Source organism: Mesorhizobium sp. RCAM 05104 (assembly GCF_059683645.1).
The window spans coordinates 4,524,702-4,545,518 of sequence record NZ_CM185033.1 but is presented as its reverse complement, the minus strand read 5'-3'; the positions used below and the strand labels follow the sequence as shown (position 1 = coordinate 4,545,518).

General features: G+C 64.0%; 24 protein-coding genes. 9 read left to right on the top strand and 15 right to left on the bottom strand.

Translation table 11 applies throughout. The features are described from left to right. Positions 1-5 precede the first annotated feature (5 nt). Positions 6-794, bottom strand: a complete 789-nt coding sequence (locus tag AC56QP_RS22290; protein ID WP_489858030.1) for a class I SAM-dependent methyltransferase — start codon at positions 792-794, stop codon at positions 6-8. 200 nt (positions 795-994) lie between these two features. On the opposite strand from AC56QP_RS22290, the gene gloB reads away from it, so the two are divergent. Next, positions 995-1,762 carry a hydroxyacylglutathione hydrolase gene (gloB, locus tag AC56QP_RS22285; RefSeq protein WP_489858031.1) on the top strand — a complete coding sequence of 256 codons (768 nt, stop codon included), beginning with the start codon at positions 995-997 and terminating at the stop codon, positions 1,760-1,762. Positions 1,763-1,784: 22 nt separating this feature from the next. Further along, entirely contained in the window at positions 1,785-2,225 is a 441-nt protein-coding gene (locus AC56QP_RS22280) for a cupin domain-containing protein (RefSeq protein ID WP_489858032.1), read from the top strand. Here AC56QP_RS22280 and AC56QP_RS22275 read toward each other — a convergent pair. From AC56QP_RS22275 to AC56QP_RS22265, 3 genes are read right to left on the bottom strand one after another with little or no spacing between them, the layout of a single operon-like run. After that, entirely contained in the window at positions 2,200-2,874 is a 675-nt protein-coding gene (locus AC56QP_RS22275; RefSeq protein ID WP_489858033.1) for a lysoplasmalogenase family protein, read from the bottom strand. The genes AC56QP_RS22280 and AC56QP_RS22275 overlap by 26 nt on opposite strands. Beyond that, positions 2,871-3,785, bottom strand: coding sequence for an aromatic amino acid exporter YddG (gene yddG / locus AC56QP_RS22270; RefSeq protein ID WP_489858034.1), 915 nt, complete (start codon positions 3,783-3,785; stop codon positions 2,871-2,873). Before yddG ends, AC56QP_RS22275 begins: the two co-directional genes overlap by 4 nt. A gap of 48 nt (positions 3,786-3,833) precedes the next feature. Further along, on the bottom strand, positions 3,834-4,622 hold the full coding sequence (locus tag AC56QP_RS22265; RefSeq protein WP_489858035.1) for a DUF3108 domain-containing protein: 789 nt from the start codon (positions 4,620-4,622) through the stop codon (positions 3,834-3,836). Between the two features lie 256 nt (positions 4,623-4,878). Between AC56QP_RS22265 and rpmB the strand changes: the two genes are divergently transcribed. The 3 genes from rpmB to AC56QP_RS22250 all read left to right on the top strand — a co-directional run bounded on the left by rpmB (position 4,879) and on the right by AC56QP_RS22250 (position 6,715). Next, the gene (gene rpmB / locus AC56QP_RS22260) at positions 4,879-5,175 is read left to right on the top strand and encodes a 50S ribosomal protein L28 (protein WP_091585249.1); all 297 of its coding nucleotides are present in this window, start codon (positions 4,879-4,881) and stop codon (positions 5,173-5,175) included. Between the two features lie 159 nt (positions 5,176-5,334). After that, on the top strand, positions 5,335-6,015 hold the full coding sequence (locus tag AC56QP_RS22255) for a queuosine precursor transporter (protein WP_489858036.1): 681 nt from the start codon (positions 5,335-5,337) through the stop codon (positions 6,013-6,015). 28 nt (positions 6,016-6,043) lie between these two features. Further along, positions 6,044-6,715, top strand: a complete 672-nt coding sequence (locus tag AC56QP_RS22250; protein ID WP_489858037.1) for a spermidine synthase — start codon at positions 6,044-6,046, stop codon at positions 6,713-6,715. Positions 6,716-6,766: 51 nt separating this feature from the next. Here AC56QP_RS22250 and AC56QP_RS22245 read toward each other — a convergent pair whose 3' ends face one another. The 6 genes from AC56QP_RS22245 to AC56QP_RS22220 all read right to left on the bottom strand — a co-directional run bounded on the left by AC56QP_RS22245 (position 6,767) and on the right by AC56QP_RS22220 (position 12,636). After that, positions 6,767-7,252 carry an SRPBCC family protein gene (locus AC56QP_RS22245; RefSeq protein WP_489858038.1) on the bottom strand — a complete coding sequence of 162 codons (486 nt, stop codon included), beginning with the start codon at positions 7,250-7,252 and terminating at the stop codon, positions 6,767-6,769. After that, positions 7,249-7,617 (bottom strand): ArsR/SmtB family transcription factor, encoded by a 369-nt coding sequence (locus tag AC56QP_RS22240; protein WP_489858039.1) that lies wholly within the window; start codon positions 7,615-7,617, stop codon positions 7,249-7,251. Before AC56QP_RS22240 ends, AC56QP_RS22245 begins: the two co-directional genes overlap by 4 nt. Before the next feature lie 294 nt (positions 7,618-7,911). After that, on the bottom strand, positions 7,912-8,940 hold the full coding sequence (locus AC56QP_RS22235) for an esterase-like activity of phytase family protein (RefSeq protein WP_489858040.1): 1,029 nt from the start codon (positions 8,938-8,940) through the stop codon (positions 7,912-7,914). After that, positions 8,937-10,835 (bottom strand): cobaltochelatase subunit CobT, encoded by a 1,899-nt coding sequence (gene cobT, locus AC56QP_RS22230; RefSeq protein ID WP_489858041.1) that lies wholly within the window; start codon positions 10,833-10,835, stop codon positions 8,937-8,939. The genes AC56QP_RS22235 and cobT overlap by 4 nt, the downstream gene beginning before the upstream one ends. Positions 10,836-10,896: 61 nt before the next feature. Continuing rightward, positions 10,897-11,883 carry a cobaltochelatase subunit CobS gene (gene cobS / locus AC56QP_RS22225; RefSeq protein WP_091584803.1) on the bottom strand — a complete coding sequence of 329 codons (987 nt, stop codon included), beginning with the start codon at positions 11,881-11,883 and terminating at the stop codon, positions 10,897-10,899. 123 nt (positions 11,884-12,006) lie between these two features. Next, the gene (locus tag AC56QP_RS22220; protein WP_091584801.1) at positions 12,007-12,636 is read right to left on the bottom strand and encodes a J domain-containing protein; all 630 of its coding nucleotides are present in this window, start codon (positions 12,634-12,636) and stop codon (positions 12,007-12,009) included. Positions 12,637-12,816: 180 nt separating this feature from the next. On the opposite strand from AC56QP_RS22220, the gene AC56QP_RS22215 reads away from it, so the two are divergent. Beyond that, positions 12,817-13,119, top strand: coding sequence for a BolA family protein (locus tag AC56QP_RS22215; RefSeq protein WP_489858042.1), 303 nt, complete (start codon positions 12,817-12,819; stop codon positions 13,117-13,119). A gap of 28 nt (positions 13,120-13,147) precedes the next feature. Here AC56QP_RS22215 and AC56QP_RS22210 read toward each other — a convergent pair whose 3' ends face one another. The 5 genes from AC56QP_RS22210 to AC56QP_RS22190 form a co-directional block, all read right to left on the bottom strand. Continuing rightward, on the bottom strand, positions 13,148-14,701 hold the full coding sequence (locus tag AC56QP_RS22210; protein ID WP_489858043.1) for an acetolactate synthase large subunit: 1,554 nt from the start codon (positions 14,699-14,701) through the stop codon (positions 13,148-13,150). A gap of 163 nt (positions 14,702-14,864) precedes the next feature. After that, positions 14,865-15,671 carry an alpha/beta hydrolase gene (locus tag AC56QP_RS22205; protein WP_489858044.1) on the bottom strand — a complete coding sequence of 269 codons (807 nt, stop codon included), beginning with the start codon at positions 15,669-15,671 and terminating at the stop codon, positions 14,865-14,867. Between the two features lies 1 nt (position 15,672). Continuing rightward, positions 15,673-16,569 (bottom strand): HlyC/CorC family transporter, encoded by an 897-nt coding sequence (locus AC56QP_RS22200; protein WP_489858045.1) that lies wholly within the window; start codon positions 16,567-16,569, stop codon positions 15,673-15,675. A gap of 1 nt (position 16,570) precedes the next feature. Next, a complete protein-coding gene (aroB, locus tag AC56QP_RS22195) occupies positions 16,571-17,707 on the bottom strand; it encodes a 3-dehydroquinate synthase (RefSeq protein WP_489858046.1) in 1,137 nt (378 codons plus the stop codon). Continuing rightward, on the bottom strand, positions 17,704-18,315 hold the full coding sequence (locus AC56QP_RS22190) for a shikimate kinase (RefSeq protein ID WP_489858047.1): 612 nt from the start codon (positions 18,313-18,315) through the stop codon (positions 17,704-17,706). Before AC56QP_RS22190 ends, aroB begins: the two co-directional genes overlap by 4 nt. A 209-nt stretch (positions 18,316-18,524) precedes the next feature. Here AC56QP_RS22190 and AC56QP_RS22185 point away from each other — a divergent pair, with 209 nt between their 5' ends. The 3 genes from AC56QP_RS22185 to AC56QP_RS22175 all read left to right on the top strand — a co-directional run bounded on the left by AC56QP_RS22185 (position 18,525) and on the right by AC56QP_RS22175 (position 20,662). Continuing rightward, positions 18,525-18,677: a histidine kinase gene (locus tag AC56QP_RS22185; protein ID WP_256751812.1), complete on the top strand. Its 153-nt coding sequence runs from the start codon at positions 18,525-18,527 to the stop codon at positions 18,675-18,677. Positions 18,678-18,694: 17 nt separating this feature from the next. Continuing rightward, positions 18,695-19,612 (top strand): site-specific tyrosine recombinase XerD, encoded by a 918-nt coding sequence (locus AC56QP_RS22180; RefSeq protein ID WP_489858048.1) that lies wholly within the window; start codon positions 18,695-18,697, stop codon positions 19,610-19,612. 99 nt (positions 19,613-19,711) lie between these two features. Then, positions 19,712-20,662: an acetyl-CoA carboxylase carboxyltransferase subunit alpha gene (locus tag AC56QP_RS22175; RefSeq protein WP_091584785.1), complete on the top strand. Its 951-nt coding sequence runs from the start codon at positions 19,712-19,714 to the stop codon at positions 20,660-20,662. The last annotated feature ends 155 nt before the right edge of the window (positions 20,663-20,817 follow it).

Sequence of the window (20,817 nt, the reverse complement as noted above, 5' to 3'; positions counted from 1 at the left end):
CATGATCACGAAGGTGTCACCTGGCGAACCGACGACATTGCCCCGTCGGCCTCGGCCCGGCGGCCGAGCCGCGTGGCGCCGTGCGGCGACAGCACCGGCACGAAGACGCGGCGAGACGTCCGCTGAGCGACCGGCACGCCCTGATAGAGCCGTTTCTGCGCCTCGACGACGATGACGCCGGAAAAGATCGGCCACAGCCGCCGGCCGGCGCGTTCCAGCACATTGTGAAAGCGCATCATGAAGCGCCGCCGCGATGGCGGGAAGAACAGGGCATCGGACCAGGCCGCGGGCGTGAAATTCGCCTCGCGCAGCAATTCGGTGAGCTGTCCGCGCGAAAAAGGCCGGCCATTGCCGAAAGGCGTGTGCTCGAAGCGCGCCCAGACGCCGCGCCGGTTGGGCACGACGATGACGACGCGCCCTGCCGGCGACAGCACGCGCCAGATCTCGTTCAGCGTTTCGCGCGGGTTTTCGACATGCTCGAGTGAGTGGACGAGCAGCATGCGATCGATGCTGGAATCGACCAGCGGCAGTTCCTCATCGAAGACCAGTGCCGTCGCGGTCGGCCCCGTCGCCGGCCAGACCACGGCGCCCTGCGTCGCCGGCATGAAGGCAAAGACCCGCTCGGCGTCAGTGCCGAAGCGTTCCAGCCAGGGCAAGGTGTAGCCGAGGCCAACCAGCCGCTCATTGGGCACAACAGCCCATATCGATGACAGCGCCATGGTGATCGAGCGCTCGGCGAAGCGGCCGAGCGTTGTCGAATAGAAGGAGCGGAGATCGACGATGTCGGAATGCATGCGAGGGATGTAGCCGTGATATCACCGGGTTTCAATAAAAGGCCTTGATGAGCCCGACATTCCGGGATGTCATTCGGCATGCTGGGATGACATTCGTCGCCTCAGTGGGATGACATTCGTCACCCTGAAGACGTTCGTCACCCTGGGATGACATCCGCGTGCCGGGGCCCTATGTGTGCGGCGACAACGGAGAGACGAGAATGCCGGTCGAAATCGAACAATTCATGTGCCGCAGCGACAATTTCGGCGTGCTGGTGCATGACCCCAAAAGCGGCCAGACCGCGATCATCGACGCGCCCGAGGAGGCGCCGATTCTGGCCGCGATCAAGCGCACCGGCTGGACGCCGACGATGATCCTGACCACGCATCACCATGTCGATCACGTCGAGGCCAATCTGGCGTTGAAAGAACGCTTCAAGCTGCGCGTCGTCGGACCAGAAGTGGAAAAGGCCAAGATTCCCGGCATCGACGAAACCGTCGAAGAGGGCTCCGTCATCCATCTCGGCGACGAGAGGATCGAGGTGATCGCCACGCCCGGCCACACCGCCGGCCATGTCTCCTATTACTTGCCGGGATCGAATGTGGCGTTCACCGCCGACACGCTGTTTGCGCTGGGTTGCGGGCGTCTGTTCGAATGCAAGCCGCCGGTGATGCATGAATCGTTGAAGAAGCTTGCAGCGCTTCCCGCCGCGACGGCGATCTATTGCGGTCATGAGTATACGCTCGCCAACGCCCGTTTCGCGGTGACCGTCGACCCGACCAATTCGGCGCTGAAGGAGCGGGTTGCCAGGATCGAGGCGCTGCGCGCCGACAACAAGCCGACCCTGCCGACGACGATCGGCGAGGAGCTGTCGACCAATCCCTTCCTGCGCTGGCATGACCCTGCGATCCGCAAGCATCTGGGCATGGAAAAGGCGAGCGATGCCGAGGTGTTCGCCGAGATCCGCAAGCGCAAGGACAATTTCTGAGACCGGTGGTATCGTCGAAACCATGACGAGCTCCGCGGAAATCATCGCCATCCTCGGTTTGAAGCCACATCCGGAAGGTGGCTGGTACGCGGAGACCTTTCGCGATCACGCCGGCGGCGCGCGCGGCCATTCGACGGCGATCTACTTCCTGTTGGAACAAGACCAGTTGTCAGCCTGGCACCGGGTAAAGGATGCCGCCGAAGTCTGGCATTTCCACGCCGGCGCCCCGCTGGCACTGTCGATGTGGGAGGAAGGCAGCGCCATGATCGAGCAGGTGCTTGGCGTCGGGCTGGCAGCGGGCGAGCGGCCGCAGATCGTCGTGCCGGCGGGCTGGTGGCAATCGGCGCGCAGCCTCGGCGAGTGGACGCTGGTCGGCTGCACCGTCGCGCCGGGCTTTGATTTTGCCGCCTTCGAACTGGCCGAGCCAGGCTGGAGTCCTACCTCAGCAGGAAACCCAGGGTGATCCCCAACTGAGCGGCGTAGTATAGCGCCCAGACCGCAAAGCGCATCCAGACGCGATGCGGCGAGATGGCGGCCACCAGGAATTTCTCGGTGGCGAGCAGCCCATCGGATGCCATGAACAGCACGGCGCCGCCGATCAGCCACACATTGCTTGTCGTCAGGGCAGAAATGCCCATCGCCAGGATCGCCGCGACATAGACGGCGATCGGGACACGCAGTCCAGGACCGACGCGGCGCCAGAGCGCCGCCAGCATGACGATCGCAAACACGGACATCGCCAGCGCGATCGCCCCGCGCCACGGTTCGGCGCCAAGCAATCCCAACCCACCGCCGCTGCGAAGGAACAGCGCGACATAGACGATGTGCGCAACGAGAAAACTGGCCAGCCCGCCGAGAAAGGCCTTTTCGCCATCGCGCGACAGGAAGGCGTCGCCAACGGCGCTGAGCGTAAGAGCGGCGACCAGCAGAAGCGGGCCGCCCTGCAACGCCGCCAGCACGGCAAGCATCGCCACCGCGAGCGTCTTTGCCGCCGAGCGGGCAAGCGTCGGCGCCATGCCAAGCGTGAAGGCGTAGATCACCGCCGCCACCAGCGAGAAGATCAGCGTCGCATTGGCGTTGGCGTCGATGCCGCCTGCAAATGGCAGCGTCATGCCCCGGCTCCGCTTTCGGATGCCCCGGCTCCACTTGCGGCTGCTGCCGGCTTGCGCGGGAACAGCGATTTTGCCGCAAGGGCCGCCCCGCCGGTGATGAGCACGCAGGCGGCCAGGATGCGCAGCGACGGCTCGGCGACGCCGGCCGCGATCAGCACCAGCGTCGACAGTAGCGGCGCCGCATAGCTTGCCGCCCCGAGCACCTGGATGTTGCCGCGCTTGACGCCGATGTCCCAGGCATAGAAAGCTGCCCCCACGGGCATCAGGCCAAGCCCGAGCACGGCCAGCCACTGGCCGACACCGTCAGGCAGCACGGTTTGTTCCAGCGCCAGGTGGCAGACGAGCGACAGCACCGCGGTGGCCGCGCAGAACCAAGTGACGATGCTCGTCGGCACCGATGAGAAGCGCCGCGACAAAAGCGAATAGGACGACCACAGCAAAGCGCAGACGGCGGCCATTGCATAGCCGAAGGCATAGCGGGCGTCGAATGCGAGACCGCCGCCCTTGGTGACGATCAGCACGGTGCCGGCAAGGCCGAGAAGCGCGCCGACGACATGGTTCCAGGCCAGCCGTTCGCCCGGCATCAGTGCCGAACCAAGCACGATCAGCAGCGGCCACAGATAGGCAATCAGGCTCGCCTCCACCGCCGGCGCATTGCGCAGCGCGGTGAAGTAGAAGAAGTGGTAGCCGAACAGGCCGGCAATGCCGATCAGCCAGACTTGCGGCGGTATCTTCTGGCTCTTGTCGGAGGCCGGCATGAACAGCCGCGCGGCCAGCCCGACCCCGGTGCCAATCGAGAAGGTGATCGCCGACAGCAGGAACGGCGGCACCCTGCCGGACGCGTCCGTAAGCAGCGCCAGCAGCGCCCACATGGCGACCGCCGAAAAGCCGATCAATGTTGCGCGCCCCATTCTGTCTCCAGTGGCACGCCCCATCCTGTCTCCAGTGATGCGCCTTGCCTATTGTACCGCTTCGAAACGCCCGGCGCTGATCGTCAAGGTGCCGATCTGCGTACCGACCGTAGCGTGGATCGGCGCATATACTCCGGTTTGGCCGAGCGGCGCAAACGTCACCATCATGCGGCTGCGGTTCTTCAGATAGTTCAGCGCCTTGCGGCCCTTGCGATAGCCCGCCACCGGCTCGAAGCCCATCCGGCAGGTGACGGTGTCGCCCTTGTAACCCGGTACCGAGATCGCCCCTTTCGAATCGAAGGTCAGCGTCAGATCGGCGCGCATCTCGCCATCATAGAACTTCACCGTGCGGCCGCACACCTGGTCGAGGCTGTCGGCATGGATAACGGTAGCCGCCATCGGATCGAGCACCGACGCCAGGTCGCTGGCACCGAGCGGCACCCAGCTCTTGGGATCGCGCTTGCCCGGCGCCGGGATGACCTGCGTCGAGGCGACCGAGCCATTGGCAAAGCGGATATCGACCACCGATGCCTTCTTGCCGGAGGTGTAGTCGGCGCGGAACGCCTGCGGCACCATCTTCTTGCCCGAAATCGTGCCTTTGGACGAGACCGTGCCACGCGTATCGTCGAACAGCTTGGCCAGACCGGCAGCGCTGACGCTGCCTTCGATCGCGTAGGCGCCGTTCTCATAGCGGCTTGAGAACGTCGATCTCGCGATCGAGAGACCAAGGAACGACACCGTGTACTCGCCCTTGAAGGACTGGGGTGAGGCGGCGAAGACTGGCGAAGGCAGCGCGACAGCGATCGCGATGGCGAGGGCGTGTGACGAACGAAGCATGGCGGGATCGATCCTCGATTTTCGACCGGAGGCGGGCAACTCCGGCCTGGCATGTCCCTATGAGACCGCTTATAGGGTGAAATCCGGCCTTAATATGAAATGCCGGGCGCTTCCGTGGCCAAGCCGGAGCTTGACGCACCGGCGAAATGCAACTATGGAACGCCAACTTTTTCCATAAGGCCGCCTGACCAGAACCGCGCGCCACCCGGCGTGGGCACAAAGGTTTGGCAAGCCCCGAGAACTGAAGGTTAGAACAATGTCCCGCACCTGCGAACTCACTGCCAAGGCAGTCATGTCCGGCAACAATGTGAGCCACGCCAACAACAAGACCAAGCGTCGCTTCCTGCCGAACCTCGTCAATGTGACGCTGATTTCGGAAGCGCTGAACCAGAATGTGCGCCTGCGCATTTCGGCCAACGCGCTGCGTTCGGTCGAACATCGCGGCGGTCTCGATGCTTTCCTGGCCAAGGCCGACGTCAAGGAATTGTCGCAGCGCGCGCGCCTGCTGAAGAAGCAGATCGCCAAGAAGCTGGCTGATCAGCCCGCTGCCTGATATCGTTTAAGGCGGGGGACGACCGCCCTGGCCAACCTCTTGTTGGCCTTGAGCATCGGATCGAGCCCAAGGGTTTCGGCAATCCGGTGCTCAAATACGAAGCGAGCATCGCCCGGATGGGCATGATGCTCCGCTGGTTCCATTACCCAGGATAAAAAAATGAATTTCTTCTCGCGATACCTGCCATTCGTGGCCGCCATGGCGCTTGTCGTCGTGGCGTCGAACATTCTCGTGCAGTTCCCGATGCAGGGACAGATCGGGGGCCTGTCGCTGGCCGATCTGTTGACCTGGGGCGCCTTCACCTATCCCTTCTCCTTCCTGGTCACCGACCTAGCCAACCGCCGCTATGGGCCTGACGTGGCGCGCCGGATCGTGTTTGTCGGCTTCATGACGGCGGTGGTCTGCTCGATCCTTGTCCCGCCCTTCCTGTTCCGCCACGGCCTGATCGAATTCGAAACCGCCGCCGACCGGCTGGTGCGCATCGCGGCGGCGTCCGGCGCGGCGTTCCTCAGCGCGCAATTGCTCGACGTGACCGTGTTCAACCGGCTGCGCCGGCAGAGCTGGTGGCGGGCGCCGATCGTCGGCACGCTGGTCGGTTCGGTGTTCGACACCGCCGTGTTCTTCACCGTCGCGTTCTCGGCCGCTTTCGCCTTCGCTGGCCCGAACGACAGTTTCGCGCTCGAAACCGCACCGCTGATGGGAGTCTTCCATGTCGAGGCCATGCGTTGGGTTTCGTGGGCGCTTGGCGACCTCAGTGTGAAGCTGATCATTGCCGTGGTGGCGCTTATCCCCTACCGGCTGCTCGCCACCCGTTGGAGCCAGCCGGCGTTGGCCGCATAGTCATGATTCCGAAAAGTGGAATCAGGCAGTGATCCCCTGGGTCCAGCTGGATTCTGCGAAGACGCCTGACGGCGCGCAGGAACTTCGCCTCAAGCGGCGCGGTTCCGAATTCTCGATCATGCTGGGCACCAACGAGCTGATGAACAGCCGCCTCAGCGGCTCCGAGGAAGCGCTGGCAAAACTCTCCTGCCAGAAGATTGCCAGCCATCGGCAACCGAGAATCCTCATTGGCGGGCTTGGCATGGGGTTCACGCTGCGCGCCGCACTGGGCGAGTTGGGCGGCGATGCCCAGATTGTTGTCGCCGAGTTGGTGCCAGCCGTCGTCACCTGGGCACGCGGCCCGATGGCCGAGGTTTTTGGCGGTTGCCTCGACGATCCGCGCGTCACCGTCCGGGAGACCGACGTCGGGCAGTTGATACGGTCGCCGGCATCAAGCTATGACGCCATCCTGCTCGATGTCGACAACGGCCCGGAAGGCATCGTCCACAAATCCAACGATGCGCTTTACAGCCTGCAGGGCCTGGCAGCCACACGCGCCGCCCTCAAGCCGGGCGGCGTGCTGGCAGTGTGGTCTCAAGGCCCGGACAGTGGCTTCACACGGCGACTGAAGCAGGCGGGCTTCGCGATCGAGGAGGTCAACACGCGCGCCAACGGCAAGCGTGGCGCGCGTCATGTCATCTGGATCGCCACCAACGGCTGACGACCCAGACCGGAAGCCGGGCAGCGGACCGGCCGTAGGTGGTGTTCAGGTTTACTTCGACTTCTGAAGCTCCGCGGCGAGGGCTTCCAACAGCCCACGCGTCCCCTCTTCCCGCCCCTTCGCCGAATCGACACCGTCGAAAAAGGCACCCTGCTCGGTATAGGTCAGCCGCGTGCTATTGCCTGAAGGCGTCAGCTCGACGGTGGTGAGCGATGCCGACATCGGCTGCGGCCCGATTGCCATCCGGTAGGAAAACACGATGCGCTGGTCGGGAACGATGTCCTGGAACTGCGCGTCGAGCCTGACCTCCGGGCCGCCGGCATAGCTGAAGCGCGACACCTCGCCACCGCCGACGCGAAAATCGAAGCTGAATTCGGCGATGGCAAAGCCATCGCCTTCGACCCGCCAGCGCCGCACCGTCGCCTTGTCGGCGAAGGCATGGAAGACGCGTTCGGGAGATTGCGGATAGGTCCGCTCGATGGTGAATGTGGAGTGGATGACGGAAGGCTCGTCTTTCACGGGGGCGATCTGGTTCATGTCTGTTCGTCCTTTTCCTGATCTTGAACTTTCGGGGGCGATTGATCTGCCTCGGCCAGAATCTGGCCGAGCCGGTCGAGGTGCCGCTCCGCCGGTATGCGGCGTTCCGTGATCCAGTCGGCGAGCGGAGCGAGCCCGCCTGGCTCGATCCGGCAGGTGCGCACCCGCCCGATCTTTTCGCTGCGGATCAGCCCGCAGGCCTCCAGCGTCTGCAAATGCTGCAGCACGGCGGCGAACGTCATGCCGAACGGCTCCGCCAGCTGGCTGACGGTGGCCGGTCCGCGACTCAACCTTTCCAGGATCTGCCGGCGTGTCGGCTCGACAAGAGCGCGAAGGATGCTGTCGATCTCGGAATAGTTAAGCATGGACTTGAGTATTGCGTCGGTAGAGGCAATTGTCAAGTCAAGACTAAAGTGTTTTTGCTCGCGTAGCCGAGTGATGACCAGTCGACCCCACTCCGTCGAGCTGCGCTCGACACCTCTCCCCCGTTCGACGGGGGAGAGGAAGGGCGCGAGCTTGTGCCGGGAGGCACCCTTCCTCTCCCTCCGGAGGGGGGGAGGTGGAGCCGCGAAGCGGTGACGGAGTGGGGGAAGGCGTCCGCTCGAATCGGAGCCGCAGTTGAAAGCCCTCAACTTCAGGTTCGCGGGTTGGAGCGCTGCTCAATCCTTGTGGAGGATGAATTCCAGATAGAGGTTGCGCTGCAGGATCGAGTGGTTGTCGTCGGAGATCAGCGACACCATCAGCGCGCCGTCGTCGCGGGTCCAGACGTCGAGCCCTTCCATATTGTCGATCTGGTAGCCCATGTCGGCTTCCAGCAGCACTGGCCCGTCGGCGACGGCACCCTTCTCGATGCTCTCGCCATGGATGCGCCGCAGCCGCATCTTGACGCCGGAGGCCATTGAAAAGCTGCGCTCCAGGAGCAGCAGGTCACCGTCCGGCAGGAAGGCGCCGTCGGTGATGTCGAAATCGCCGTTGCGCTTGACGGTGAAGACGCCCTTGTGCGGCCCTTCGATGATGGCGGCATAGATGTTGCCGGCCTTGTCCAGGCTCTTCTCAGACACCACCACCAGCCCACCCTGATGCTGGCCGTTGGCACCGGCATGGGTGACGGTCTCGAAGCCGCGATTCTGGCGCAGTTCCCGGGCCGGAACCAGGAAATCCAGCTGTTTGAACGGCGCTTTCATATCGTTGGGGTCGATCTTGAACTGGGCGACGCGGTGGTTGCGCTCGAAGCCGACCGTGGCGATGCCGTCCTTGACCGCAAGACCTTCGGCGTCGACTTCCCACTTCTTGTCGATCGGCTGGCCTGATCCGTCGACCATCTGCTGCATATGAAAATTCCGGACGCCGGATGGCCGCCGGTCGGCGTCGCGGACCACCGTGCCGAAGAACCAGAAGCCGGTGTCGGCCACCCCGACGAAATCGCCGCCGGCTTTCAGAAAGCGGAAGGCCGACAGCGCCCCGAAGTCGCGCGACGGCGAGGTCATCTCCAGCCCGCCGACGAATTCGAGCGGTCCGAACTGCTTGTCGGCGCGGCCAATCCGGAAATCGGTGATCGGGCGAGCCGAGATCTCGATTGGTTCGACCGAGGCCGGCCCAGCCGAACCGGCCGGCGCCGAAGCTGCGCCGGCAAGCAGGGCGATGGCGGCGAAAAACGTCTGCCGAAAGCCGCCCCGCGAAAAGATCATCCGGCGCGCCGCATGCCGCCGCGCCGCGTGTCGCGCGCGCTTTCCTCGGCGAACAGCGACGCCAGTTGCTCGGTCATGGCGCCGGCCAGTTCCTCGGCATCGACGATGGTGACGGCGCGTCTGTAATAGCGGGTGACGTCATGACCGATGCCGATCGCCAGCAGTTCGACCGGCGAGCGCGTCTCGATCAACTCGATGACGGCGCGCAGATGGCGCTCGAGATAATTGCCCGGATTGACCGACAGCGTCGAATCGTCGACCGGCGCGCCATCCGAGATCATCATCAGGATCTTGCGCTGTTCCGGCCGGGCGATCAGGCGATTGTGCGCCCATAGCAGCGCCTCGCCGTCGATGTTTTCCTTGAGCAGGCCCTCGCGCATCATCAGGCCGAGATTGCGCCGTGCCCGCCGCCACGGATGGTCGGCCGACTTGTAGATGATGTGGCGCAGGTCGTTGAGCCGGCCCGGGTTCGGCGGCTTGCCGTCCTTCAGCCATTTCTCGCGCGCCTGCCCGCCCTTCCAGGCCCGGGTGGTGAAGCCGAGGATCTCGACCGAGACGCCGCAACGCTCCAGCGTACGCGCCAGGATGTCGGCGCAGGTGGCAGCGACCGTGATTGGCCGGCCGCGCATCGAGCCGGAATTGTCGAGCACCAGCGTCACCACGGTGTCGCGGAATTTGGTGTCGCGCTCCTGCTTGAAGGACAGCGGCTGCATCGGGTCGATGACGACGCGCACCAGCCGTGCCGGGTCGAGATAGCCTTCTTCCAGGTCGAAGTCCCAGGACCGGTTCTGCTGCGCCATCAGGCGGCGCTGAAGCCGGTTGGCCAGCCGCCCGACGACGCCTGACAGATTGGCAAGTTGCTTGTCGAGAAAGGCGCGCAGCCGGTCGAGCTCTTCCTCTTCGCACAGCTCCTCGGCGCCGACCGTCTCGTCAAAGGCGGTGGTGAAGACCTTGTAGTCGATTTCCTTCGGCAGATTGGCGAACGGATTGTCGTTGCGGCGCGCCTCGCCGGGCGTCTCGGCATCCGCATCATCATCGTCGGACAGGTCGTCGGCGGTGGCGTCGGACGCCTCCGTCTCGGCCGACTGCTCGTCATCGGCCGAAGCCTCGGCATCCTCGGACTGCGACTGTTCGGAGCCGGAATCCTCTTCGCCGCCTTCCTCGCTTTGCTCCTCGCCTTGCGGCTGGTTGTCGTCATTATCGTCGGAGTCTTCCGTCTCCTGGTCGTCGCCGAGCTCCTCGGCCATTTCCATGGAAGCGAGCATCTCGCGCACGACGCGGGCGAAAGCCTGCTGGTCGTCGAGCTTGGCTGAAAGCCCGTCGAGGTCGGCCTTGGCCTTTTCCTCGACCCAGGGGCGCCAGAGCTCGACCAGTCGCTCGCCGCTCTTCGGGATCGGGCGGCCGGTCAGCTTCTCGCGCACCATCAGCGCCAGTGCTTCCTCGATCGGCGCGTCGGCCTTGTCCTTGACGTCGACGAGGTTGGCCTTGGCGTATTTGTCCTCCAGCATCGAGCCGATATTGTCGGCCACACCTTGCATGGCTCTGCTGCCGATCGCCTCGACACGGGCCTGTTCGACCGCGTCATAGATGGCGCGGGCCTGCTTGCCTTCCGGCGCCAGCTTGGTGTGGATGCGCGCATCGTGGCAGGCACGTTTCAACGCCATGGAATCGCCGAGGCCGCGGGTGATGGCGATGTCGGTCTTCGACGCCTTCTTTGGCAGTTCGGGCAAGCGGGCGCGGCTGCCGGCGAGTGCCGGCCTATCCTTGGCGAAAGCGACTTCCAGGTCCTTGTCGCCGGCGATGGCGCGCATACAGACGGTGACGGCGCGCTTGAAGCTGTCGGCTTCAGAACCCGTCTTCGACTTGTTGCGCGTGTTGTCGCCCGGACCCGCCATCGATTATTCCCTGGAGCACGATGTTGCCGGACAAGTCATATGACCTTCCGGCATCGCGCTCTTAGCCCAGCACCACGTTGGCGGCGCTCTCGGGCAGATCCTCGCCGAAGGCGCGCTGGTAGAACTCGGCCACCACCGAGCGCTCCAATTCGTCGCACTTGTTGAGGAAGGTCAGCCGGAACGCCATGCCGATATTGCCGAAGATCTCGGCATTCTCGGCCCAGGTGATGACCGTACGCGGGCTCATCACGGTCGATAGATCGCCATTGATGAAGGCCGAGCGCGTCATGTCGGCGACGCGCACCATCTTGTTGACGATGTCCTTGCCCTTGCCGTCGCGATAGTGCTTGGCCTTGGCCAGCACGATGGCGACTTCATTGTCGTGCGGCAGATAGTTCAGCGTGGTGACGATCGACCAGCGATCCATCTGCGCCTGGTTGATCTGCTGGGTACCATGATAGAGGCCGGTGGTGTCGCCCAGCCCGACCGTGTTGGCGGTCGAAAACAGCCGGAACGCCGGATGCGGGCGGATAACGCGGCTCTGGTCGAGCAGCGTCAGCCGGCCCGACGATTCCAGCACGCGCTGGATGACGAACATCACGTCCGGGCGACCGGCGTCATACTCGTCGAAGCACAGCGCGACATTGTGCTGATAGGCCCAGGGCAGGATGCCGTCGCGGAACTCGGTGATCTGCAAGCCGTCCTTGACGACGATCGCGTCCTTGCCGACGAGATCGATACGGCTGACATGGCTGTCGAGGTTGACGCGCACGCAAGGCCAGTTGAGGCGGGCGGCGACCTGTTCGATATGGGTCGACTTGCCGGTGCCGTGATAGCCCGACACCATGACGCGGCGGTTGTAGGCAAAGCCCGCCAGGATCGCCATGGTCGTGTTCTTGTCGAACAGATAGTCCGGATCGATGTCGGGCACATGTTCGCTGGTCGCCGAATAGGCCGGCACCACCATCTTGGACTCGAAACCGAATTTTTCCTTCACTGACACCGTGGTGTCGGGCAGGTTGGCGATGTCGCGATCGACCTTGTTCATATCTCTCAACGTCTCCACGGGCGAAACGCCTGATTTCGCCGGCAATCGATTTTGTTCGGGGGCGGTCTTAGAGCCTTTTCCAATCTTATGAAAGTTGGAAAAACACCCCGACCGAAAGGTCGCTCAGCACAGGCCCGCCTGTTTGAGCACGCGATAGGCCTGCAGCACATCGCGGAACCGGTCTTCCGAACCTCTGTCGCCGCCATTCGCATCCGGATGGTGACGCTTCACCAGTTCCTTATAGCGCGCCTTGATCTCCTTGCCAGTCGCCTTTGTATCAAGGCCAAGCGTTTCCAGCGCCTTGGCCTCAAGCGGCTTGGCCTTGCGCTCACGCGCCTCGCGCGGATCCTTCGGCCCCTTGAACAGGTCGAACGGGTCACGCATGCGATTGTAGTAGCCGGCGCGGCCGGAACGCATCTGCGCCATATCGGGCGACGAACGCGTCGAGGCGCCGTTGACGCCCATTTTCCAGGTCGGCCGGTGGCCGGTCATCGCTTCCTTCTGGAAGCGCGCGACCTCGGTGTCCGGCACGCCGGAGAAATAGTTGAAGCCCTTGTTGTACTCGCGCACATGATCGAAGCAGAAGCGGAAATACTCGCCCTCCTTCATGCGCCCGACCGGCGCCCGATGGGTGCCGGCCTCCTTGCAGCCGTCCCACTGGCAGATCGGCGAATGCGACTTCAGCTCCGCATCCTTCTCCGGGCGGATGCGAATCTTCTCGAAATATTTGGGGTACGGCTTCATCTCACCCATTTATGGGGCGTTCGCAGATGCGAAACAAGAATTGACATTTTCGCGATGATCGCCCTAACCGCTGAATCGCGGCATAAAGCGGGCGAATGGCGGATTTTGTTGCGCGTCAGCGGCTTTTGTCAGAAGCGATTCCGGTTTTATGGGCTGCTCGCCAGCCATATGTGGTGAAGGGAGACAGCGATGTCCATACAGACGACCATGGAAGACAAGCTCAACAGGGCATTTTCGCCGGACCGGCTGGTCATCATCAACGAAAGCCATCTCCATGCCGGCCATCACCATTCTGGCTCCGATCATCACGGCACCTATGATGGCACCGGCGAGACGCATTTTCGCGTCCGCGTCGTCGCTTCCGCCTTTGCCGGCATGAGCCGCATCGACCGCCACCGCGCCGTCAACGAGTTGCTTGCCGACGAACTGAAGGCCGGCGTGCATGCGCTGGCGATCGAACCGGCGGCTCCCGGCGAAAAGACCCGCTGGTAGGCCAGGCCGCCCTCGCCTTCCGCGGCGCTCAGAGCACTGCTTCGATAAGAAACGGCCCGCGCCGCGACAAGGCACCGTCCAGAAGCCTGTCGAACCGTTCGCACGTGTCGGCACGGGCCGCCTCCACGCCCATGCCTTTCGCCAGCGAAACCCAGTCCAGCGACGGATGGTCGAGGTCGAGCATTCGTCTGGCATTCTCGCCGATCGCGCCGACACCGACATTGCGCATTTCGCCATGCAGGATCGCATAGGTCCTGTTGGAAAAGACGATCGTCACCACGTCGAGGTTTTCCCTCGCCTGCGTCCACAGTCCCTGCACCGTGTACATGCCGCTGCCGTCGGCCTCCAGGTTGATCACCTTGCGACCGGGACAGGCGATCGCCGCCCCGGTAGCCATCGGAATGCCTCCGCCGATCGATCCGCCCGTGCCCATCATGTAGTCGTGCGGCGCGGCAAAGGCCGATAGCGCGAAGAAACGCCGCGCCGAGGTGATCGCCTCATCACAAACGATTGCATCCACGGGAAGCTTTCGCGCCACCGACAATGCGATGGCATCTTCCGTCAGCTTGCCACTCGGCGTTGCCTCGTCGGGGAACGCGGTGGCAAACACCGTTTGTTGCGACGGCTTTATGCCGAGCTCGTCGCGAAGCGCTTCCAGCGCCGCCTGCAGATCGTCGCCATGGCCGGCAAGCGTCAGCACCTGGCAGCCGTCGCGAACGAGCCGTCCGGGTTTTCCCGGATAGGCGAAGAAGGCAACAGGCTCCTTCGCCCCGACCAGGATCAGGACGTCGATCTCCCTGAGCACCGCAGTCGCCGCATCGACCGGATAGGGGATGCGGCTCGGCGCGACACGCCCGCGCCCGCGTTGCATCCGGGCGATTAGGACCTCGCTGAGCAGGCGGACATCGCCGGCTGTCGAGATCTGGCCGGCGATTTCAAGCGCGTCGGCCCGCGCCGCTCGGCCGCGAACGATCATGCCGGCACGGCCTGGAGCGGCACGGATCGCAGCGGCCACCTTTCGCACGGCATCCATGTCGACGGCGGGCGGCGGCGCAAGCTTGACCTTGCCGACCGAGGCCGCGCCAACTTCGCCCCAGGCCGCGTCCGCCGGCAGGATCAGCGTCGCGACGCCCGGAGGTGTCAGCGCAGCGCGGAAGGCCGCCTCGGCCGCCGGCGCGACATCAGCCGGACCGTCGACGCGGCCGACCCAGTTCGACATTGGCGCCGCCAGGCTCTCGATGTCGCTGGTCAGCGGAGCGTCGAGCGCCAGATGGTAGGAAGCGTGGTCTCCGACAATGTTGATCATCGGGCTCAAGGCGCGCCGGGCATTGTGCATGTTGGCTAGGCCATTGGCCAAGCCCGGGCCGGTATGCAGCAGCGTCGCCGCGGGGCGGTCGGTCATGCGCGCATAGCCGTCGGCGGCACCGGTCACCACGCCTTCGAACAGGCCGAGCACGCAACGCATCTCGGGTTTGCGGTCAAGCGCGGCAACGAAATGCATTTCGGATGTGCCGGGATTGGCGAAACAGACCGTCACGTCATTGGCCAGCAGCACGTCGCACAGGACATCGGCGCCATTCATGAAATTCTCTCCCATCTGACGATTAGGAGCAATTCCAGGAAAAGTGTGGAGCGGTCTTCCGTCGGAATTGCGATGAAACAAATAGATGGAGCAATTGCACCTGCGAACGCCCGCGCGGCAATATCCCGCCGCCATCTTTGATTGATCCAGTTCTTGTATCCGCTCAGCCGACCGTCGCTTTCAGGAACGCCAGCGCAGCAGTGGTCAGCGCGTCGCCGCCCTCGCCGAAATCGCGGTCGATCGACATATGCGTATAGGCGCTGCCGTCGAACAGCGTGACCTTTGTGCCGGTGGCGCGCAGGCGCTGGGCAAAGACCTTCGAGTCCTCGCCACGGCCAGGCGCCCGCGAATAGGCGATGAAGGTTGGCGGATGCCGGCGGCCGTCGACATAGCTGGCCGGAGACAGGGCAGCCCATTGCGCGGGATCGGAAAAGACCCGCGCATAGGCCCGGACCATGCCGCCATTCCTGGAAAGCGCCGCAAGATCATAGGCCCTGGTGTCGTCGAGAATGAGTGCTGCGACGCCAGGCAGCCCGCCGCGCATGCCGGTCAATGCAATCAGATGGCAGCCGGCCGAATGGCCCATGCCGACAATGCGGTTGGGGTCGCCGCCATGCTGCGCGATGTTGGCGCGCACATAGGCATAGGCCTTTTCGACATCGCTGGCCTGGGTGGCGACATCGGCCTCGGGCAGCATGCGATAGTCGATGGAGACGAAGCAGAAACCGTTGGCGAGCAGGAAAGCCGGCTTGGCATTCACCTGGCTGCGTTTGCCGAGCCGCCAGGCGCCGCCGTGGACGAAGAAGACCACAGGCAGGCCGCGTGCGCCATCAGGCGCATAGATGTCGAGCTTGGCAGGGCCATAGTCGAAGGTTTTGGGAGATGGTGCCGGCTGGCGCCCAGCCGCGAAAGCCGTGGCTGGCAGAAAAGCCGCCATCGAAGCCAAAAAAAGGGTTCGCCGATCGATCATCCTAGGCATCGCCGGCTGGCCTTATCCTCAGCCTGGCAATCCGGTTCTTGTCTCTCTTCATCACGACGAAGCGCTTGCCGTGGAACGTAAAAGCCTGTTTCTCCTCGGGAATCGACTGCGTCTCATGGATGACGAGGCCGGCAATGGTGGTCGCCTCCTCGTCCGGCAGGTTCCAGTCGAGCGCCCGGTTCAGGTCGCGGATCGGCACATTGCCGTCGACGACGACGGAGCCGTCGGCCTCCTGCTTGACGCCCTGGATATCGACATCGTGCTCGTCGGCGATCTCGCCGACGATCTCCTCGATGATGTCTTCCAGCGTCACCAGCCCTTCGACCTCGCCATACTCGTCGACGACGACGGCGAAATGCGCCTTTCGGCGCAGGAAGGCATTGAGCTGTTCCTGCAAGGTCGTGGTGTCGGGCACGAACCACGGTCTCGAGGCGATCTTCATCACATCGATCTTGGAAAAATCGTTGCCGACTTCATTGAGCGCGCGCAGCAGGTCCTTGGCGTGCAGCACGCCAACGATGTTGTCGAGCGAGCCCTTCCACAGGGGCATGCGGGTGTGCGGGCTCTGCAGGATCTCGCGCACCACCGCTTCCGGCGGATTGTCGGCATTGACCGAACGCATGTTGGTGCGGTGCACCATGATGTCGGAGACTTCGAGCTCTTCGAGGTCGAACAGGCTGCCGACACGGTCGCGATCCTCGCGCACCACCTGGCCGTCGCGGCGGAAATCGTCGACCGCGCCGCGCAGCTCGTCCTGGCTCGACCGCTGCGGCTCGATGCGCAGCAGCTCATAGCCGAACATGGCGAGCAGGCGCGTGCGCAAGGCAACGGCCAGCAGGATGAGGACGGCAAGGACAGCAACGACGATCCAGCCGGTCTCGTTGTTCATCTCAGCCGGCTTTCCTGTTGCCCGGATGGTTCTCTTTCAGGAACGACAGCACCTCGGAAGCCGGTACGTCCTTGGCAATGAACGCCTGGCCGATGCCGCGCGTCAGGATAAACGTCAGCGCGCCGCGTGACACTTTCTTGTCCTGCGTGATGAAGGCCAGCAGCGCCTCGGCATCCGGCAGGTCGCCCGGAATATCGGCCATCCGCCACGGCAGGCCGACGGCGCGCAGATGCGCCTCGACGCGCACCGCGTCGTCGGGGCTGGCCAGATTGAGCCGCGACGAGAACCGATGCGCCAGCGCCATGCCGATGGCGACCCCTTCGCCATGGACGAGACGGGTTCCATCGTAGTGCGTGGCGGCTTCCAGCGCGTGGCCGAACGTATGGCCGAGATTGAGCAGCGCGCGGTCGCCGGTCTCGAACTCGTCGCGGGCGACCACGTCGGCCTTGGCGCGGCAGGCTTCGGCAATCGCCTGCGCCCTCTCCGGTCCACCAGCGAACACCTTGCCCCAGTTCTGCTCCAGCCAGCCGAAGAACTCTGGCCGGTCGATCAGCCCGTATTTGGCAAGCTCGGCATAGCCGGCGCGAAATTCGCGGATCGGCAGCGTGTCGAGCACCTCGGTATCGGCCAACACCAGCCTCGGCTGATGGAAGACGCCGACCAGGTTCTTGCCGCGCGGACTGTTGATGCCGGTCTTGCCACCGACCGAGGAATCGACCTGCGCCAGCAGCGAGGTCGGGATCTGCACGAAATTCATGCCGCGGCGCACGATGCCGGCGGCAAAGCCGGCAAGGTCGCCGATGACGCCGCCGCCCAGGGCGATGACGATGTCGCCGCGTTCCAGCCTGGCGGCCAGCACGCCGTCCACCACTTCTTCGAGATGGGCAAAGCTCTTGGTTTTCTCGCCGGGCGGCAACGTTATGACGGCTGGCTGGATGCCGCTCTTTTCGAGACCTGCTTTCAGTGCGTCGAGATGTGCCGCCGCGACATTGGCGTCGGTGACGACGGCGGCGCGCGTGCCTGGCAGGCGGCGCGAAATCTCGGCACCGGCGCGCAACAGCAGCCCCGAGCCGATCAGGATGTCGTAGGTCCGGTCGCCAAGCCCGACCTCGACAACAACGGGTTCATCGGTGCTCACGATCGTACCTCGCCTGTGGCGGCAATTTCATCAATGCCGAAATGCCGGCACAGCGCCTCGATCACCTCGGCGGCGATAACCTCCTTGCGGTCGTCGCGGGTCGGCACGGTGACGTCCGATGTCGCGTAGACCGGATAGCGCTCGTCCATCAGCCGTTCCAGCACGGCGCGGGGATCGGCGCTTTTCAGCAGCGGCCGGTTCTGCTTCTTGGAAACGCGGTCCATCAAAAGGTCGAGCTCGGCCTTCAGCCATACCGACACGCCATGGGCAGCGATGGCCTCGCGCGTCTGCGCGTTCATGAAGGCGCCGCCGCCCGTCGACAGCACCTGCGGGCCGTTTTCCAGAACGCGCAGGATGACGCGCTGCTCCAGGGCCCTGAACTCGGTCTCGCCGTAGCGCTCGAACAGCTCCGGAACAGTCATCCGCGAGACACTTTCGATCTCCTGGTCGCTGTCGATGAACGGTAGCGCCAGCATCGTCGCCACCTTGCGACCGATCGCCGTCTTGCCGGCGCCCATCAGCCCGACAAAGACGATGGAACGGCTGCCCAGCCGGCCAAGCAGCGCGGCGTGGTTCTCGCCTGGAGGATTTGCCGGTAGCGCGTTCATCGGATGTTTCCAGGGCCCTCTTTGCCGGCGTATCGACATGAAAAGCCCGTTTGCGTCAAGCTTGGCAAGCACCCGAGCCTGATATGAGCTGGCAAGGTCCGCATCGGAAGTTGCTGACAGGCCTCAGCTTCTTCCTTGAATTGGCCGGATTGGCGTCCCATAAGGGGACAGGGTTTGGAAACGCAGAACAAGTAGACGGGCGAAAATTGATGCCGACACTGTTTCGCTTTGTCGTGACACTCGCGATTCTGGCTGGCATTGCCTATGGTACGATGTTCGCGCTGGTGATGTTCGTCGAGCCCAAGAAGGCGGAAATGAGCGTGCGCATCCCGCCGGAAAAGCTCAATCCCAAGAAAAGTTGAATGACAAGAAAAGCTGAATGAACAGCGCTGCCCGCATCGAAGCCTTCCTGGAAATGATGAGCGTCGAGCGGGGCGCTGCCGAAAACACGCTTTCCTCCTATCGCCGCGACCTCGAGGACGCTTCCAACGAGATCGCTGGCGGGCTCGCCGGTGCCGCTGTCGCCGATATCCGCGCCTATCTCGACGATATCGCCGCGCGCGGCTTTGCGCCAACCTCGCAGGCGCGCAAGCTGTCGGCGATCCGCCAGTTCTTCAAATTCCTCTATGCCGAGGGCCTGCGCGGCGATGACCCGACCGGCACGCTGGACAGTCCGAAAAAGGGCCGGCCGCTGCCGAAAACGATGAGCGAGGCCGACACCGGCCGGCTGATCGACCGCGCCGCGACCGAAGCCGGCGATGCCGGACTCGACGACAGCGACAGTCTGGCGGCACTGCGCCTGCATGCGCTGGTCGAGGTGCTCTACGCCACCGGCCTACGCGTTTCCGAACTGGTTGGCCTGCCGGTGACGGTGGCGCAGCGCGACGATCGTTTCTTCATGGTGCGCGGCAAGGGCGATAAGGAGCGGATGGTGCCGCTCTCGGCCAAGGCGCGCACGGCGATGAAGATCTGGCTTGCCGCCCGCTCCAGGGTGCCGGCCTTCGGCGACAGTCCGTTTCTGTTTCCGGCCGCCTCCGACAGCGGCTATCTCTCGCGCCAGGTCTTTGCCCGTGACCTGAAAGGACTGGCCGCCAGGGCCGGCATCGCCTCGGCCAAGATATCGCCACATGTGCTGCGCCATGCTTTTGCCAGCCACCTGTTGCAGAACGGCGCCGATCTCAGGGCCGTGCAGCAACTGCTCGGCCATGCCGACATATCGACGACACAGATTTATACCCATGTGCTGGAGGAGCGGCTGGTGCGGCTTGTCAACGATCATCATCCGCTTGCCGACTAGGCCTCATATCGCTATGTGAGGACGACGTTTCACCGCCCGGAGCCTCGCATTTCAGGGTTCCGTCAGCCATTGCCTTCCGACGTATCGGTCCGCTCAAGCATGTACAATTACCTCGATTTCGAAAAGCCGGTGCAGGACCTCGAGGGCAAGATCCTCGAACTGAAGAAGCTTGCCGAGAATGGCGAGGCGGTCGATGTCGGCGACGAGATCAGCCGTCTCGAGAAGCGCTCCCGCGATGCGCTGCGCGACGCCTACAAGGCGCTGACGCCGTGGCAGAAGGTGCAGGTGGCGCGCCATCCCGACCGGCCGCATTGCGTCGACTACATCAAGGGCCTTTTCAACGATTTCACGCCGCTCGCCGGTGACCGCAATTTTGGCGAGGACCAGGCGATCGTCGGCGGTTTCGCCCGCTTTCGCGGCGAGCCGGTGGCGATCATCGGCCAGGAAAAGGGTTCCGACACGACCAGCCGGCTGAAACACAATTTCGGCTCGGTGCGGCCGGAGGGCTACCGCAAGGCGGTGCGGCTCATGGAGCTTGCCGACCGGTTCAAGATTCCGCTGCTGACGCTGGTCGACACCGCCGGCGCCTATCCCGGTGTCGGCGCCGAGGAGCGCGGCCAGGCGGAAGCCATTGCGCGTTCGACCTCGGCTTGCCTCGGCCTCAAGGTGCCGTCGATCTCGGTGGTCATCGGCGAAGGCGGCTCGGGTGGCGCCATCGCGATCGCCACCGCCAACCGCGTCTACATGCTGGAACACGCCATCTATTCGGTGATTTCGCCGGAGGGCGCGGCCTCGATCCTGTGGCGCGACACGACGCGATCGAAGGACGCGGCGACCAACATGAAGATCACCGCGCAGGATCTTCTGGAGCTGAAGATCATCGATGCCATCATCCCCGAGCCGCTCGGCGGCGCGCATCGTGGCGCCGAAACCGTGATCGCCGCGACCGGCGATCTCATCGCCAAGACGATGAAGGAATTTTCCGGCGCCAACACCGATTTCCGCGAGCAGCGCCGCGAGAAATACCTAGCGATGGGCCGCAGTCTCTGACCACAAGCACCCTTGCCCCGCCGCAATGTGGCGGCGCGGAGCATTTTTGCCACAAAAATGCCGCTGCATTCGGCTCAATGAGACTGCCGTATGGGGACGCGTCGATACTTGCGGTAAGGAATTTTCAAGGTTAACGGGCTTAGGGTCCGTCCACG